This window comes from Nocardia sp. NPDC058519, from assembly GCF_042719755.1.
Classification (GTDB): Bacteria; Actinomycetota; Actinomycetes; order Mycobacteriales; family Mycobacteriaceae; genus Nocardia.
Map to the genome: position 1 here is coordinate 38,874 of NZ_JBHXNK010000007.1, position 14,648 is coordinate 53,521.

General features: G+C 64.0%; 20 protein-coding genes. 12 read left to right on the top strand and 8 right to left on the bottom strand.

The genetic code is table 11. From position 1 onward, the window contains the following. The first annotated feature begins 63 nt into the window (after positions 1-63). Together ACFWPK_RS10610 and ACFWPK_RS10615 are read left to right on the top strand one after the other, a co-directional pair. Positions 64-540, top strand: a complete 477-nt coding sequence (locus ACFWPK_RS10610) for a DUF1772 domain-containing protein (protein WP_378914367.1) — start codon at positions 64-66, stop codon at positions 538-540. A gap of 58 nt (positions 541-598) precedes the next feature. Further along, positions 599-997 (top strand): PPOX class F420-dependent oxidoreductase, encoded by a 399-nt coding sequence (locus tag ACFWPK_RS10615; protein WP_378914368.1) that lies wholly within the window; start codon positions 599-601, stop codon positions 995-997. Positions 998-1,032: 35 nt separating this feature from the next. On the opposite strand, the gene ACFWPK_RS10620 is transcribed toward ACFWPK_RS10615, so the two are convergent. Both ACFWPK_RS10620 and ACFWPK_RS10625 read right to left on the bottom strand, forming a co-directional pair. Continuing rightward, on the bottom strand, positions 1,033-1,473 hold the full coding sequence (locus ACFWPK_RS10620) for an SMI1/KNR4 family protein (RefSeq protein WP_378914369.1): 441 nt from the start codon (positions 1,471-1,473) through the stop codon (positions 1,033-1,035). 175 nt (positions 1,474-1,648) lie between these two features. Continuing rightward, positions 1,649-2,278, bottom strand: coding sequence for a winged helix-turn-helix transcriptional regulator (locus ACFWPK_RS10625; RefSeq protein ID WP_378914544.1), 630 nt, complete (start codon positions 2,276-2,278; stop codon positions 1,649-1,651). A 59-nt stretch (positions 2,279-2,337) separates the two neighbouring features. Here ACFWPK_RS10625 and ACFWPK_RS10630 point away from each other — a divergent pair, with 59 nt between their 5' ends. Then, on the top strand, positions 2,338-3,249 hold the full coding sequence (locus tag ACFWPK_RS10630) for an alpha/beta fold hydrolase (protein WP_378914370.1): 912 nt from the start codon (positions 2,338-2,340) through the stop codon (positions 3,247-3,249). Between the two features lies 1 nt (position 3,250). Here ACFWPK_RS10630 and ACFWPK_RS10635 read toward each other — a convergent pair whose 3' ends face one another. Beyond that, complete coding sequence (locus ACFWPK_RS10635) at positions 3,251-3,715, bottom strand: polyketide cyclase (RefSeq protein WP_378914371.1); 465 nt, start codon at positions 3,713-3,715, stop codon at positions 3,251-3,253. A 189-nt stretch (positions 3,716-3,904) separates the two neighbouring features. Here ACFWPK_RS10635 and ACFWPK_RS10640 point away from each other — a divergent pair, with 189 nt between their 5' ends. From ACFWPK_RS10640 to arfB, 7 genes are all read left to right on the top strand, one after another. Further along, positions 3,905-4,246: a nucleotide pyrophosphohydrolase gene (locus ACFWPK_RS10640; RefSeq protein ID WP_378914372.1), complete on the top strand. Its 342-nt coding sequence runs from the start codon at positions 3,905-3,907 to the stop codon at positions 4,244-4,246. Positions 4,247-4,381: 135 nt separating this feature from the next. Beyond that, positions 4,382-4,918: an AAA family ATPase gene (locus ACFWPK_RS10645; protein ID WP_378914373.1), complete on the top strand. Its 537-nt coding sequence runs from the start codon at positions 4,382-4,384 to the stop codon at positions 4,916-4,918. Between the two features lie 305 nt (positions 4,919-5,223). Next, positions 5,224-5,565, top strand: a complete 342-nt coding sequence (locus ACFWPK_RS10650; RefSeq protein WP_378914374.1) for a DUF5713 family protein — start codon at positions 5,224-5,226, stop codon at positions 5,563-5,565. A gap of 1,406 nt (positions 5,566-6,971) precedes the next feature. Then, a complete protein-coding gene (locus ACFWPK_RS10655; RefSeq protein ID WP_378914375.1) occupies positions 6,972-7,379 on the top strand; it encodes a PPOX class F420-dependent oxidoreductase in 408 nt (135 codons plus the stop codon). A 74-nt stretch (positions 7,380-7,453) separates the two neighbouring features. Further along, on the top strand, positions 7,454-7,804 hold the full coding sequence (locus tag ACFWPK_RS10660) for an HNH endonuclease (protein ID WP_378914376.1): 351 nt from the start codon (positions 7,454-7,456) through the stop codon (positions 7,802-7,804). Between the two features lie 175 nt (positions 7,805-7,979). Further along, entirely contained in the window at positions 7,980-8,597 is a 618-nt protein-coding gene (locus tag ACFWPK_RS10665; protein WP_378914377.1) for a hypothetical protein, read from the top strand. A gap of 107 nt (positions 8,598-8,704) precedes the next feature. After that, positions 8,705-9,133, top strand: coding sequence for an alternative ribosome rescue aminoacyl-tRNA hydrolase ArfB (gene arfB / locus ACFWPK_RS10670; RefSeq protein ID WP_328402264.1), 429 nt, complete (start codon positions 8,705-8,707; stop codon positions 9,131-9,133). Between the two features lie 233 nt (positions 9,134-9,366). On the opposite strand, the gene ACFWPK_RS10675 is transcribed toward arfB, so the two are convergent. The 5 genes from ACFWPK_RS10675 to ACFWPK_RS10695 all read right to left on the bottom strand — a co-directional run bounded on the left by ACFWPK_RS10675 (position 9,367) and on the right by ACFWPK_RS10695 (position 13,406). Continuing rightward, positions 9,367-9,774 carry an IS5 family transposase gene (locus ACFWPK_RS10675; RefSeq protein ID WP_378914378.1) on the bottom strand — a complete coding sequence of 136 codons (408 nt, stop codon included), beginning with the start codon at positions 9,772-9,774 and terminating at the stop codon, positions 9,367-9,369. A 103-nt stretch (positions 9,775-9,877) separates the two neighbouring features. Then, positions 9,878-10,627, bottom strand: a complete 750-nt coding sequence (locus ACFWPK_RS10680; RefSeq protein WP_378914379.1) for a hypothetical protein — start codon at positions 10,625-10,627, stop codon at positions 9,878-9,880. 422 nt (positions 10,628-11,049) lie between these two features. Further along, on the bottom strand, positions 11,050-11,967 hold the full coding sequence (locus ACFWPK_RS10685; protein ID WP_378914380.1) for a saccharopine dehydrogenase NADP-binding domain-containing protein: 918 nt from the start codon (positions 11,965-11,967) through the stop codon (positions 11,050-11,052). A 54-nt stretch (positions 11,968-12,021) separates the two neighbouring features. Further along, on the bottom strand, positions 12,022-13,257 hold the full coding sequence (locus tag ACFWPK_RS10690) for a M20/M25/M40 family metallo-hydrolase (protein WP_378914381.1): 1,236 nt from the start codon (positions 13,255-13,257) through the stop codon (positions 12,022-12,024). Next, positions 13,254-13,406, bottom strand: a complete 153-nt coding sequence (locus ACFWPK_RS10695) for a hypothetical protein (protein ID WP_378914382.1) — start codon at positions 13,404-13,406, stop codon at positions 13,254-13,256. The genes ACFWPK_RS10690 and ACFWPK_RS10695 overlap by 4 nt, the downstream gene beginning before the upstream one ends. Before the next feature lie 53 nt (positions 13,407-13,459). On the opposite strand from ACFWPK_RS10695, the gene ACFWPK_RS10700 reads away from it, so the two are divergent. Further along, a complete protein-coding gene (locus tag ACFWPK_RS10700; protein WP_378914383.1) occupies positions 13,460-14,077 on the top strand; it encodes a TetR/AcrR family transcriptional regulator in 618 nt (205 codons plus the stop codon). A gap of 83 nt (positions 14,078-14,160) precedes the next feature. Continuing rightward, complete coding sequence (locus ACFWPK_RS10705; protein ID WP_378914384.1) at positions 14,161-14,565, top strand: hypothetical protein; 405 nt, start codon at positions 14,161-14,163, stop codon at positions 14,563-14,565. The last annotated feature ends 83 nt before the right edge of the window (positions 14,566-14,648 follow it).

The window sequence follows — 14,648 nt, forward strand, 5'->3', positions numbered from 1 at the left end:
ATGGGCAAGTGTTACCGTTGCTCCAGTTTCTAGCGATGCTAGATAGTAGGAAGGGAAGCCGAAATGCTCATTGTCACCGGCCAGATCATCGCCGCCGTCGCCGTTCTCGCCAACGCCATCGTCTATGGCACCGATGTCTGCGGGGCCGTGATCATGCGGTCCGTGTACCGCAAGCTCGATGACGCGACCGTGACCGTGAGTGCGGGCTGGGGCCACTACTACGGCGACAAACGCATGCCGGTCTTCGGGGTGGGCGGTGTGGTCACCGCGGTGCTCACCCTGGTGATCGCGATCGCGGCCGGCCGGATCGGTGCCGCTGTCGCGGCAGGGATCACGGTGGCGGCACTGCTCACCTGGCTCGCCTTCTACGTTCGCATCGCGAAACCGATCAATACCCAGCAGACCGCCGCTGCCCAGACCGGCATCATTCCGGCCGATGCCCGTGCGCTGCAGGACAAGTGGGACAGCATTCTGAAGTACCGGGTCACCCTGCAGTTCATCGCCATCGCAGGCCTGTGCGCCGCGCTGATCCTGTTCTGATCTCCGAGCACGCGGTGCGGGGCGCACCTGAAATCGAATTCACCGAGGAGTAATCGTCATGACCTTCACCATCAATGAACAGCAGTTCCTCGCGGAGGCCGGGATCGGCCGACTGGCCACGGTGTCACCAGAGGGCGTTGTGCAGAACAACCCGACCAACTATCGGGTGAACGCCGACGGCACGATCGATATCGGGGGCATGCGGATGCGTGCCAGTCGAAAGTATCGCAATGTGGAGGCGGGCAGCCGGGTGTCGTTCGTTATCGACCAACAGGTTTCCTTGGAGCCCTACGTGATTCGCGGCATCGAGGTACGCGGGAAGGCCGAGGTGCTCGATGACGAGGAACCACCGTTCCCGCACCAGGAACGCACGATCATCCGAATTCATCCCGAACGGATCATCTCCTGGGGCATCGACGGCGGGTCGTTCGACTTCGCCAGTCGCGGCGCCGAGTAGTCGGGCATCGTGGGTGCTCGAGGGTGGCGGCGCGGTCACTTGTACCAGCTGTCGCCCTCGGCGGCTGCTCGCCGTTGCAAGTAGTCGGTCAACGAACCGGCAACCCACTTGCGGTCATCGGTTTCGTGATCCCATACATACACGCCGGTGTTGTGTCGCGATGGCAGTCGGACGTAGGCGAACTGGTCACCACCGCCGTTGTCGCCGAAGAACATCAGCTGGTCGAAGGGCATGTACAGCTCCGCGAATTCGGCATCACGACGGAACTGGGTGTTCTGATCGATGATCTCCTCGACCGACCACACCAGCCCTGATCCCCACTCGGCCTGGACACCGTTCGTGTGCCGCAGCAGCTCTCGCAACTCGTTCGGCACGGCCTGCCCCAAACGCCCCTCGACCTGGTCTATCTCCGTGCCGGAAGCTTCCGGTCCGAATTCCGCATCCTCATAGAGTTCTCGGATCAGGTCCTTCCACATTCGCCGATCTTGCCATGCGGTGAACGTTGTTGAACCCGTGGCTCTTACGGCGACTGCCCATTCCGTGCGACTTCGATCATCACACCGCAGCACGCCTGGACGGCACCCCCCGGCTCGGACCGATCCGGTATGCGTTGGGCGACAACAGATGCTGCCACCGTGCGGAGCGGCCCGGTCAGGCGGCGAAGACGGTGCGGACGACGGACTCGTCGCCGTCGATCTCGACCAGTCCGAGGGCGAGGGCGTCGCCGAGGGGGAGGGCGCCGGCGGCGAGGCCGAGGATGTAGGCGGGGTCGGCGCGGACGGTCGCGTCGAGGTCGCGACCGTCGTGTGGGCCGACTTCGAAGCCGGAGTGCGTCGCGCGGAGCTGGAGGGGCGGGCCGCCGATCTCGAGCCCGACCGTCGCCGAGGGGCGGACCTCGACCCGGGTATCGAGCAGTGCGGGGACGGCGAGGGCGAGCCACCCGGGGCGGAAGGAATCATCGTCGGCGGGGCCGCGGACCATCAACGGGGTGGACCAGCGGATCAGGCTGTCGATCGGCTGGCGCAGCTCGGCGCCCCACGGCGTGAGGGCGTACTCGACGATGCTTCCCTCGCCGGTCAATCGCCGCTCGATCACGTCGGCGGCCTCGAGATCGCGGAGCCGGTCGGCGAGCAGGTTGGTCGCGATACCGGGAAGGCCGTCGAGCAGGTCGCGGTAGCGGGCGGGGGCGATCAGGAGCTGGCGGACGATGAGCAGGTTCCACCGGTCGCCGACGACTTCGAGAGATCGGGCGAGCCCGCAGTACTGGCCGTAGCTACGCATCATTTCCTACAATCGCTTGAAATTCTCAAGTGCGCGTGACATGCTCAAGCATACCTTCGATGCCGAGCCCAGAGGGGGCCACCATGGCCGATATCACCAAGAGTGTGCGGCCCGGCTGGGTCGACGACGATCTGTTCCCGTTCGAGAGCAGATTCGTCGATATCGACGGGCACACCGTGCACTACGTCGACGAGGGGTCAGGTCCCACACTCCTGTTCCTGCACGGCAACCCGACCTGGTCATTCCTCTGGCGCGACGTGATCCGCGCGCTGCGCGACGACTTCCGGTGCGTCGCCCTCGACTACCCGGGTTTCGGGCTGTCGACGCCGAAGCCGGGCTACCGTCACCGGCCCGAGGAGCACGCAGACGTGGTCACCGGGTTCGTCGACACGCTCGCCCTCGATGAGGTCACGCTGGTCGGGCAGGACTGGGGCGGCCTGATCGGCCTTGCGGTCGCGCAGCGGCGGCCGGGCGTCTTCGATCGGCTGGTGCTCGCCAACACCTGGGCGTGGCCGGTCAACGGCGTCCTCCACTTCGAGGCTTTCTCCCGCATCATCGGCGGACTCCCGAGCCGCTTCCTGATCCGGCGATTCAACGTTCTCGTCACCACGTTCATCCCCACCGGCCACCGCAGGCGGAAGCCGACAGCAGCCGAGATGACCCACTACCGCCGGGCACTGGACACCCCCGAGCGGCGCCAGGCCTCCGCGGTACTCCCTGGTCGGGTCCTCGCCAGCCGGGCCTTCTTCGCCGAAGTCGAGGCCGGCCTCACCGACCTCGCCCACCTGCCGACACTGATCGTGTGGGGTGACGCCGACATCGCCTTCCGTCCTCAGGAGCGCGAGCGCCTGGAAGCGACGTTCACCGACCACAAGACCGTGATCGTCGAAGGCGCGGGCACCTACGTGGAATCGGACGCGCCCGCGGAGTTCGTCGCCGCGATCCGCGAATGGACCGCGACGCAGCCATGAACTATCTCTGGACGGTACGGGCGAGTATGCCGAGGGTGGCTCGTAGTGCCGACTCGGGAATGATCGGGAAGATAGCGGCCTCGCGGTAGCGGGGCGCGATCTTGCTCCAGTCGTAGTACGAGGTGACCAGGGTGCCGGTCTCGTCGGCCTCCAGGCGATAGCCGTACCGGTGCTCGATCGGCGGCTTGATCGTGCCCGAGATCGTCCATTCGAGCTGCTTGTCCTGCTCGAACTCGGTAATGATCACTGTCACATCGTATTTGCCCATCGGCAGGTCATTCAGCGACTCGCGGTCCATGTGCACGATGAACTCGTCGCCGACACCCGCGACAGGCTTTCCCTCCGCCGATTGCAACATGCCCGAACTGTCGATGGCTACATGCCCTTCGGGGGAGCACAGCAGCGTGAAGATCTCCGAAGGAGACGCGGAGACATGCCGCTGGACCTCGAACCGTTCTACCGTCATGTCCTCCACCCTCGCACACTCGGCGCCGCGGCAGACTGCGTGTGAGCCCCGGAGCTGGGCGAGGCAACCACGATCGGTTGTGGGTGGCCTATACCTGCGCAGGTTCTCGTGGTGGGTAGCTGCGCGCCCAGCGGCACGTGCGGATATCCAGATCCACCGTCGCACAATAGATCTTGGTAGACCTGACACGTGGACATTCAGGATCTTCAAGCACGCGCAATTGAAGTGCACGACCTCTACGACGACTTGAACCTCGTCGAACGAGGCCGGACATGGACTCGGCAAGACTTCGTGCTCGGTTTCGTAGGCGATGTAGGTGACCTCGCGAAACTCGTGATGGCAGCGGAGGGTACGCGATCCATGCCAGGCGGACGCGAAGCGCTGGAACATGAACTCGCCGACTGTCTTTGGTCGGTTCTGATCTTGGCCCATCGGTACGAGGTGGATGTCGAAGCCGCCTTCTCGAAAACGATGAGTGAGCTGAAGGACACCATCTCCGCGCGGCTGGCCGAGCTCCCGACTCGGCAATGACCCCCGGGAGAGACGCCCCATTCGGCATTTGTGTGCGTTCGGCCGAGCCTCAGTCCGGCCGGCTTGAACCGCACGATTGGCGGCAGAAGGGTGCGTTCCGGCGGACTTGATCCACGTTGAGCGATGATCTGTCGGGTGGATGGACTTCTGGTCTTGGTGAACGGACTACCCGGGGCGGGCAAGACGACGTTGGGCGCCCAACTCGCACGGTCGCTGGACGCGTGGTTCCTATCCAAGGACGCGGTCAAGGAAGCACTCGCCGCCAGTATCGAAAATGCTGTCGACGTACCGGAATTGGGCGGCGTCGCCATGGACACGATCTGGGCACTGGCCGCCCGAACGCCGACCGATGTTGTCATCGACTCGTGGTGGTTCAAGCCACGGGATCTGGCGTTCGCACGTGCGGGCATCGAAAGATCCGGTGCCCGCCGCACTGTAGAAATATGGTGCGATGTTCCCGCGGAGGTCGCACGCTCCCGATACGCCACTCGGCAACGTGCGGCCATCCATCGAGACCGGCAACGTTTGGACCAGGAATGGGACCACTGGGCTGTCCATGCCGCACCGCTGGGGCTCGGCCCCGCCGTCGTGGTCGACACCACCCGAACAGTCGATTGCGCCGCACTCGCAAAGCGAATACAGGCGATTACCGGTTTCGCGGCAGAGCAATAGCCTCCGGTCGAGACTAGCCTCAACCGGTGGGTCGCGGCAGATGCGGATGTTCTGAGCCCGGCATCTCTGGTCCACCAGCTACTCCGGCATGGTTGCTTCGCTTTGCGCGCACAGCGGCATCTCTGTGCGATTGAGGACACGATAGTTTCAGCGCGGCTATGCCGATCCTGGGGCGGTCCCGGATGTGCACGTCGCTGACGCTTCGTGGTCAGTTCGGACAGCGGATCAGAGGGCATCGGTGACGGCGCAACTGTCGGTGGTGTCATGCATGATCGACGCGTCACACCGAGAGACGGAGAAGCGCCATGCCGATCACAAACCATCAGACCGCAGGGCATGCGTTCCTGCAAGAGATGTACGAGGACCCCTACTTTCCCGATGCCGTGCTCGACCAGTGCAGGGCGGTATTGCTGCGGCTGTGCGAGACAATCGAGGCGGAACGACCATCGGATCTGGCGACCCTGTACGTGCTTACGCAAGCCGCGACGGCGGAATTCAACGACCTGCAGACGGAGTTCGAGGCGGCCGGTAGCGAAATCGAGACGGTCGCGCGCGAATTGATCGCCGACGATTTCTGCTTGATCGCTGCGGCCTATGGCTTCACGGAGGCGGATTCCGCGGAATTGATCGCCGGGCGAGACTGGTGAGCCACGGGCAGCAGAGCTCGAAACGAATGAGTGAACTCGCCCACGGACGAAGGCGGCTACAACGGCCGGTGGGTCAAGAACCAGACAAACACACTCAACTCGGCGTTACGGGATGTCCTGGGTCTCAGCGGTCTCGTCTGCCGAACGCGCAGTTCACGGCATTACCGGACGTCGGTCCTGTCGGCACCGTTGCGATCCGATCCGCTTGAAGCTCGGAGGCAGACCGAGACCGACGCCGTCGTTCTACTTCTAGGCCTTGCTGACTAGCCCCCAACCGGGATTGAGGTCAGGAGGGTTCTCGCCGGAATCGATGTAGTACGAGTTTTGCCAGACCACATTCTTGTAGGACACGCGGGTGCCCGGGGTTGAATACGCTCTCGATGGACTCCACGGCGCGTAGTTGGCAGCCGCTGGATCTACAGGTTCCGCGCTCAACATGTTCTCCTGATCGCAGCCGAGGTACTGTTGGCCACGGCCTGGTTGGGTTCGAGCATCTCCTGCCAAGCGTCGCACCGAACTGTACCGGCGCACCAAGCGAGGGCTCGAACCATGCCCTGCCGGGCTAATTCTCAGCGGACTATCGCTCATCGGCATTTGCGTGCGTTGAGCAGAGCCTCAGTCCGGCCGGCCTGAACCGCACGATAGGCGGCATGTGAGTGCGTTGCACGACCACGACCCCGCCTGCTCAGGGGTGAGGCGGGGCCGTGCGAGTCAATTCACTCGATCAGCGGTAGTGCACGAGATGGCTGCTGAATCAACGAACTCCTCCGATGTGAACGGTGCTGACGCCCTCGCCGACGACGATGACAGGCCCAATCGGCTCCAGGCGATCGCGGGGCGGTTTCAGGTCCATTTCGCGAGCGACGATTCGGTACCGCCGTTTGGGCCCATCGAAAACCGTAGCGCGTCCGTCGACGAGTTTAACCTCGTGTCCATCTCTGAACTTGTCTCCAGAAAATCTTCGCTGTCGACTGGAAGATGGTCGGAAAGCTGTCGGTGGCAGAGTCGCCGGGCTCTGGCTTGAAGGGTTCATTCAACCTGTAACTGACCTGGTAGACGTTCCCATCTCCGGTCGCCGGGGCAGTCCCAGTGACGCCGTAGCCGTATAGCGTGCCGGTTTCATACCGCATCCAGAAAAGCTCCACCGACCAGCCGCTTTGGACGGGATCTGTTCTCCAACTCGAGGTCATGAGCGTCTCCTCGCACGATGGGGGCGGGACATTCGAGTGAACTCCGCAGAATCGATCCGCCTAAAAGCGTAGATCAGCCCGACCGGGTTGAGACTGATTGACGCTCGTCGGCATGAGCGGGCGTTCGCGACTGCGCGCCCTGTTGCACTTCAAAGAGCGTCCCGGGCGAACCCAGCTGATTCGGTTTGCGTGGTCCGTAAGGGATAATCCGATGGTATGAGCTTCACCGATGCCGAAGTCGGCTACCTCCGGTCACAACCGCTCGCTCGCCTCGCCACCCGCACCGCGGACGGACAGCCCGACGTTGTCCCGGTCGCGTTCGAATTCGACGGCACCTTCTTCTGGGTTGGCGGTGGTGCGACCTTCCCCAGGACGCGCAAGGCGCGCAATGTCGCGGCGGGCAACGGCGAGGTGGCACTGGTCGTCGATGACCTGCTGTCGCTCGACCCGTTCATCGCCCGCGGCCTGCGCGTCTACGGTCGCGCCGAACCGCCAGTCGAGCGAACAGGCATGGTGGGACCTGGTTACTACCTACGAATCACACCCGTGCAGTCCTGGAGTTGGAATCTCGCCGGGGAGCCGGCCGGCGATCAGTGGTACGACACCCACCACACCTGGCATTGACGAATCCAGTGGGTAGAGCCCAACTGTGCTCGCCTCCGACCCGTTGACTATCGCGACGCGTACTGTCACCCCTCGTGCCGACTGGTGGTAGCAAACAGGTTCGCGCCGCGCGCAAGCGCAAGAAGCGGATGGCTCAGGTCACCCACGACCTCACCGACGCGCAGTGGGACGCGCTCAAGACGTCGTGGGGCGGGTGCGCGTATTGCGGCGCCCCGGTCACCTCGCTGCAGAAGGACTGCGTGCAGGCCATCTCGCGCGGTGGCCGCTACACGCTCGGCAATGTCGTGCCCGCGTGCGGCTCATGCAACGCCAGCAAGTGCAATGCCGAGGTGACCGGCTGGCTGCGGCGCAAGAAGCTCGACGAACGCTCGTTCCTCGTGCGCCACTACGAGATCGCCTCCGAGCTGACTACCCGGTTCGCCTAGGTCATGTCTCTCGATCGAGTCCGCTCCCGCAGGGTCCCGGCTCCATTGGTCGGTATCGAGCAACGGCTCGCGTTCGGTGGGTGGCTGACAACGCTGTGGAACGATGATGCAAGGCGCCGGAACTGATGGTTTGCTCTAGGTGTTAGCCGAACACGAAGCGCCGCAAGGGGGACCGATGGATTCCAAACACACGGGCCGCGTAATGACGCTGCGAACAGCGACATCGGCAGTGGTGGTCGCGATAGCTGTGGCGATGGCAGCTACTGCGTGTGACATCCCCCGGATCTCCGACTTCAGCGATGGGTGCAAGAAGCTGTCGAATGCGGACGTCATCGATGTGTTCGACGCAGGAACGACGGTTGACGGGTTCAATTACCGGCCCTCGCCTTCCGGCGATTCGGCCCCGCACCTGGACAGCAACGTGCTGGCGGAAGGAGACATCTGCGCTAGATATGTCAGCGGATGGAAGGACGGCGATCGCGTGGGCAACAGCATGGTGTACGCGAGGACGCAGACCGGAAGCGATGCGCCAGCTGTTTTTCAGCGTGAGCGGGCAAAATCCCTCACCCGCGACCCCAACGAGGCGCAAACGCTGAGAGCCTTCTACTTGTACGACATCCGGCACGGCGACGAAGCGTTCTGCACTGTCACCAAGGACGACGACGACCCCGCTAACGGCGTGCTGGTGCGTTTCGGCGACAAGGTGGTGTACGTCGATGTCCCCACTGTCAGCACCCTGACCGAAGGGCAAAACTGCGATCGGGCTCGACAGCTTGCCGACGAGCTCCGCTAGGACAGGTCTCCAAGCATCGCTATCATGAACGACAAGGTCAGCATTCAGTCGCAGCTGGACCGACCTGGCCAAGTCGACTCGCGAATGGGAAAGAGCGGCGTCGGATCATGGCAGAGGACCTGACTGTGACTCGGGTGCTGGTGATACCCGCGTCCGAGTTGCGCGAGCGGTTCTCCCGGTCGTCCGGTCCGGGAGGACAGCACGTCAACACCACCGACAGCCGGGTAGAGCTGTCGTTCGACCTCGCCAACTCGCCCTCGGTGCCGGAGTGGCTGCGCACCCGGATGCTCGACCGCCTGGCCACCCGCCTGGTCAACGGGGTGCTCACGATCGCCGCATCGGAGCAACGCGCACAGCTGCAGAACCGCGCGGCCGCCCGCGAACGCCTGGCCTCGTTACTGCGTGACGCCGCGGCCGCCCCGCCACCTGTTCGCCGCGCGACCAAGCCCTCGCGTGGAGCGAAAGAGCGTCGCATCTCCGCGAAGAAGCGGCGCGGCGTCACCAAACGCAACCGCCGCGCATCTCCTGACGACTAGGTCAGGTCTCCCAATAGCTTCAGCCATTCGACCACGAGGGCCATGACGATCCCGGCCCGGTATGTGCAGGCCAGCTTGTCGTAACGAGTCGCGACACCACGCCAATGCTTCGCCTTGTTGAACGCCCGCCCGCGGTGATCAATACCGCCAGACCGCGACCGTTGCCGTCGGTGGCCAGATGGGCTTTGGTAGTCAGCCCGCCCCGAGACCGGCCGATCCCGTGATCAGCCGGCTCATAACTCACCATCCGGGCCAGCAACCACGCCACCACCACGACGGGTGTTGGCGCCGTGTTGATGCACCCGCACGACCGTCGAATCGACCGAAACTACCCAATCGAGGTTGCCGGTCGCGTCCGCCAACGCGGTCAACGCGACCAACACCCGATCCCAGGTGCCGTCGGCGGCATAACGGCGGTGACGCTTCCACACCGTCTGCCACGGACCGAACACCTCGGGCAGGTCCCGCCAGGGCATCCCGGTTCGCAACCGAAACAACATTCCCTCCACGACCTGGCGGTTGTTGGAGAAGTTACGGCCCACGCGGCCATCGGATTTCGGTAACAGCAGCTCGAGCAGTTCCCACTGGTTGTCCGTCAGAACCTGATGCCGATCACCCGCAGTCTCCGCCACGGCGAACATGATGCCCGTCCCGACGGCCTACCGGTCGTGAACTGGAAATCCGATTGGGAGGCATGACCTAGCCGAATCGTCATCGGCCCGCCGCCGCGTTAGCCCCGATACCCTAACCGTCGAGCAGGACGGGCAGTTCGTTCAAGGCCGCGAAGCTGATGGAATTGAGATATGCGATGACCTGGCTCGCCTGCTCACTCTCGGGGATCGCGAGGTCCAGGAGGGGGCCGGCTTCCTCGTCGAGGATGATGAGGCGGAAGGAGATGGCGAGCAGCTTCGCCAAGGACCATTCGAAGCCCTGGCCAATGAACAGCATCTCGAAAACCTGGTCCCCGGTAAGTATTTCACCAGTCGGCCATTGCCGGACAGGGGCCACTGGGGACTCGAAGAAGGTCCGGCTCGCCGCCCGCACCTCGGCCGCCTGACTACCGTCCCAGCCGAAATAGTCCCACCCAGCTTTGAATTCGGTACCCGCGCCTGCGGCGGTGAGGTCATCGGGCAACATTGACAGCAGCATTTCTTCGGTAGCGAGGTCGAGGGGGTAGTTGACCCGGCCGTAGCAGCCAAAGCCGCTGTGTCCGTCGTTATTGGCTGGGCAGGCTAGGCAATCGTCGACGAAGGCGTCGAGCTGGGCCGCTTGCTTGAGTGCTTTGGTGACGCTTGACTTGACTTTCACCGCGCCCGTCGGGCGCGTCACTACATTGCTGAAAGTCAGTCTGCGCCAAGGCCTTCCGACGTTGTGCTGGTTATCGTCAAGCGTGAACATCGCCGCACCTCGCAGGATGAGCAGTTCGAGGATCTTTCCGGTGCCAAGCGTCTGCTTCGGCCGACACGGTAGGTCAACGACGTAATCTAAAGCCACGCCGTTACCCTATCCAGCTATCGCGACCGACGCGGCCCTCACGGTCGAATGGCTGAAGCTATTGGGAGACATGACCTAGCCGACGGCAGCGCCACGGGTCGGGGGATCGGCGGCACGGGCTCGTGCCCCAGGAAATTCGCTCGACACCAGTGGGCCTCCTGACATCGAACCCACGAATGGGCCTTTCCCACTCCGCGGCGACCGACCTGCCGGTCACGCTAGACGAAACCGCCTTCCGCAGGGCCTAGGTGGTACGAAAGGCCCTGCGCAGCTAGCCCGTTGAGAAAGGTGTTCGGTTCGACTACTTGCGCGGGGGCCAACGCACCGGTTGCCTCGAATGAGTCTTGGAGGGTGAGCTCGGCGATTCTGGCAGTGATCGGTGCGGTGATGTCAAAGATCCCCTCGGCGGCGAGGTTTGCTGTTCACACGATCGAGTCGGTTCGGATTGTGATCGCGATCCGGAAGCGGGTGGGATCGTCATCGATCCTGTCGTGTGAGGAGCCGGTCGTGGCGCTCAAAACCTTTTTCACAAGTGGAGCGACCGGACTGCGCAACCCTTTTCCGATCGCTCTGGTCAAGGTCGGCGCGAGTCGGTCCGGAACTCTTGTTTTGAACGTGGACGTCGTCATCGATGTCCGGATGCGGTCGATGCTCAGGTGTCGTGGGAGGGTGAGGACTTCCGGTGCGGGGTAGGTGAAAGTGGGCTGTATTCCCTGCGGTCGGCCGAAGTCTGCCGTGCCATAGGCAGGTGTCGCGACGTCGATGAAGCCGTGATCGAACTGGGTGATGGGTTCGCCGATGCCGCGCAGGAAATTGGTGTAGGCGGCGCCACTGGGGATCCAGCCGGTGATGTCGTAGGCGATGTCAACCGTGTCGATGTGGTCGAAGTCGGCGGCGGTGATCGACGCGAGCATGTCGGCGAGCGCCGCATAGAACGCTGCGGAGGGAATCACCGCGATCCCGGCGCGGACGGCGGGTTCGTGCAGGTTGTCGAAAGCGAAGCGGATCGAGCTCTGCTCGCCGCTGATGTCGACATAGTGGGTTCGCGTGGCGATGGCGGCGCGAGCGATCGGTTCGCACGTCTCGACGAACGAACCCGCGGCGTTGACGACGGTGGTCACTGTGGCGCAGATGGCCTCTAGCCGAGGACGATCGGTCAATTCCACCACCTCGATCGGAACGGGCCGACCCAGCGCGGCGGTGAGGGCGGTGAGCTTGGCGCGGTCGCGGCCGACGCAGACAACGTCACGGCCCGCGCCGAGTAGTTCGCGAACTATCTGTCTGCCGGTGTAGCCGGTCGCTCCGAAGACGGCGACCTCGTTGGCGCGGTAGCCAGGCATTGGATGACTCCTTCTGACGTAATGGTGGTGAACGCGACGGTTGTTGTTCGATGCTCAGACACCGTGGACGGGGCGACCCCCGATGCGGGTCCGGCCGTGTTCTGTCGCCCACGTCTGCGCGATGTGTCCGGTCAGTCGCGCTGCGTTGTGCACGGTGGTCCAGTCGACGTTGTCGACTGTGTCCGAGGGTTGGTGCAAGTTACTGATCCATCCGTTCTCGACTGACAGCAGCGACACCGTCGGTAGGCCGGCGACGGTCATCACGGCGGCGTCTGTCGCGTTAGGGATGGCGATTTCGTCGATCGGAATGTTCAATTCGGCCGCGGCCTGCATCGCCCGGTCGACGGCGCCGGCGTGGGAGCGGTTCGTCAGCCCCTCGCGGCGGGCAACGCCGAGCGGGCCGTGACTGCCGACCGCATCGAGATTGACGACCAGCGTGTTTGCCGGGTCGAGGTGTCGTCGTGTCTTGTGCAGCCAGTCCCGGATGCCGCCGTTGGCGGCTTCCTCGCCACCAGGAAACACGATCACGACAGTGGTGTCGGGCAGCGGGTCGAGCACCAGCCGGCGTGCCACCTCGAGGACCGCCGCCACACCGGAAGCGTTGTCATTGGCGCCCGGCGCTGTCGGGCTGCGCATCGACTGGATCATCAATGCGGCACTGGTCGCCATGATCACCCCGGCGGCGGCGCGAACCTTTCGGGAAGGCATCGCTGCTGCCGCCAACGCCGCCAACGGCATCGCGTGGCTCGGGAGCGCGCGGCCGGTCGACTTCGCCAACAAGCGGCTGCCTGCGACCGCATGCGGATGCCAGACCATGCCCATGTGCGCGGCGTCGTGGTGGGCGGCGAGCACCAAGGTTCGCCGGGGCGTTCCCTCGGCGGGGATCCGGGCCCACACGGAAGTTCCGCGGCGGGCAGGCAACAATCGCTTCACCACATTCAGGCGACCGGAGACCTCCAGCTCGTAGGCCGCAGCCACCGCTGCTCCGGCCACCCGCGCGGCAGGATGCGACAGCAGTGCCAGTTCCGCCCCGACCGCAAGATATGCCAGATGCGCTGGTGCCCAGGATGATTGAGTACGGAATGTCGTAGTAGTGATGTCCTTCGCGCCGATCTCGGCTAGCCGGTCGGCGAGGTAATGCGCGGATTCGCGTTCACCCCGGCCAATCGTGCGTCTGTCCAAACCGACGAGCTGTTCGACGTCGCGACGCAGCCGCACGGCGGCCTCGGCGGGCACTTCGTGGTCGGTGAAATCGTTTGACGCACTGGGTGTTCGCGTAGTGGGGGTCATCGCAGGGTGCCTTTCTTCGGGTTCGGGTTCCGGGCCGCGCCGGTGGCGGCGATGAACGAGATGAGTTCACGGGCGAGGGTGTCGGGTTGGTCCTCGCTGACGAATGTGTAGGCATGCCATGCCGCCTCCAGACACCTTCGTCCGATCATTGACAGAGTCGCGCTCTGTTACCGAGTCATGGTCTGCGAGTATGGTCGGCTCTATGAGTGACGTCAAGCCCCGCCGCCGCGACATCAGTGCGGCCCTCACCAGAACGGCAGTGCTGGACGCGGCACGGACCCTGTTCATCAGCAAGGGTTTCGAGACGACCTCGATCGACGAGATCGCCCGCGCCTCGCAATCCAGCAACGGCGCCGTGTACCACCACTTTCGGGACAAGCAGGAGATCTTTGCCGAGCTCTTCCGCACCAGCCAGGCGTCGATCATGCAAACCGCCGTCGCTGCCATGCCGTCCGACGCCACCGCCTGGCAACGCGTCGAACAGGCCACCCGCGCTTTTCTGCGGAGCTATGTCGACGATGACGACGCCAGGACGCTGCTGAGGCAGGCGATCAGCGTGCTCGGATGGGACCGTGTGCGCGAACTCGACGAAGAATTGTCGCTGCCACTGATCCGGGCAACCCTGACCGAGGCCATGCGAACCGGCGAAGCCAAACCCGTCCCCGTCTCCGCCGCCGCTGACATCCTCTTCAGCGTCTACTGCAACGCGGTCCTGGTCATCGCTGCCGGACACGACCCAGGCCGGACCGCCGACGACGTCGAAACCGTCATCGTCACCCTGCTCAGCGGATTGCGGGCCGACTCGGAACGACCGGAATAGACACCCGCCGGTTTTCTCGACACTTCCGGCCGTGCCGCGGGTCAACGGTCGATTCGGTTGAACGCAGATCGCCGCATGGCCGAATGGACGCAAGCGTCATGGGTGGCCTGAGTAACATCTTCGATCGCCCAGCGATCTTCCAGACAACATCGATTCAGGAGGTTCGAATGCTTTCTGCGAAGAGACTTGCTGCGAGTGCCGTCGTTGTTACCGCCACTGCTTCCGCTGCGCTCGTCGGTGTCGGCGGCGTAGCCCAGGCCGACGTGCCGGTGTGGCAGGCCAACTGTCACGTGTACAACATCTTCAACACCGGCGGGATGGCCAATTGCGAGCTGCCGACCTGGCATCAAGTGAAGCTCACTTGCGTTGCATGGCCTGTCCCGTTCGTCTACTGGAAGTACGGCCCCGCGCAGTACGGGCAGAACCAGTCCTGGGCCAGCTGCGACTCACTCAACGCATTGGTGGGGATCGAGGTTATCCAGGCGTAGGACGGCTCGGCTGACGACCGCGACATCCACTGTCCTCGCTTCGGTTGCTTCCAGGCATCGTTGCCGCCGGTGCGGAGCCGTAC

Coding starts and splice junctions, on each gene's coding strand:
- ACFWPK_RS10610 (WP_378914367.1), top strand. CDS start 64: ATGCTCATTGTCACCGGCCAGATCATCGCCGCCGTCGCCGTTCTCGCC.
- ACFWPK_RS10615 (WP_378914368.1), top strand. CDS start 599: ATGACCTTCACCATCAATGAACAGCAGTTCCTCGCGGAGGCCGGGATC.
- ACFWPK_RS10620 (WP_378914369.1), bottom strand. CDS start 1,473: ATGTGGAAGGACCTGATCCGAGAACTCTATGAGGATGCGGAATTCGGA.
- ACFWPK_RS10625 (WP_378914544.1), bottom strand. CDS start 2,278: ATGCGTAGCTACGGCCAGTACTGCGGGCTCGCCCGATCTCTCGAAGTC.
- ACFWPK_RS10630 (WP_378914370.1), top strand. CDS start 2,338: ATGCCGAGCCCAGAGGGGGCCACCATGGCCGATATCACCAAGAGTGTG.
- ACFWPK_RS10635 (WP_378914371.1), bottom strand. CDS start 3,715: ATGACGGTAGAACGGTTCGAGGTCCAGCGGCATGTCTCCGCGTCTCCT.
- ACFWPK_RS10650 (WP_378914374.1), top strand. CDS start 5,224: ATGCCGATCACAAACCATCAGACCGCAGGGCATGCGTTCCTGCAAGAG.
- ACFWPK_RS10655 (WP_378914375.1), top strand. CDS start 6,972: ATGAGCTTCACCGATGCCGAAGTCGGCTACCTCCGGTCACAACCGCTC.
- ACFWPK_RS10665 (WP_378914377.1), top strand. CDS start 7,980: ATGGATTCCAAACACACGGGCCGCGTAATGACGCTGCGAACAGCGACA.
- arfB (WP_328402264.1), top strand. CDS start 8,705: ATGGCAGAGGACCTGACTGTGACTCGGGTGCTGGTGATACCCGCGTCC.
- ACFWPK_RS10675 (WP_378914378.1), bottom strand. CDS start 9,774: ATGTTCGCCGTGGCGGAGACTGCGGGTGATCGGCATCAGGTTCTGACG.
- ACFWPK_RS10685 (WP_378914380.1), bottom strand. CDS start 11,967: ATGCCTGGCTACCGCGCCAACGAGGTCGCCGTCTTCGGAGCGACCGGC.
- ACFWPK_RS10690 (WP_378914381.1), bottom strand. CDS start 13,257: ATGACCCCCACTACGCGAACACCCAGTGCGTCAAACGATTTCACCGAC.
- ACFWPK_RS10695 (WP_378914382.1), bottom strand. CDS start 13,406: ATGATCGGACGAAGGTGTCTGGAGGCGGCATGGCATGCCTACACATTC.
- ACFWPK_RS10700 (WP_378914383.1), top strand. CDS start 13,460: ATGAGTGACGTCAAGCCCCGCCGCCGCGACATCAGTGCGGCCCTCACC.
- ACFWPK_RS10705 (WP_378914384.1), top strand. CDS start 14,161: ATGGACGCAAGCGTCATGGGTGGCCTGAGTAACATCTTCGATCGCCCA.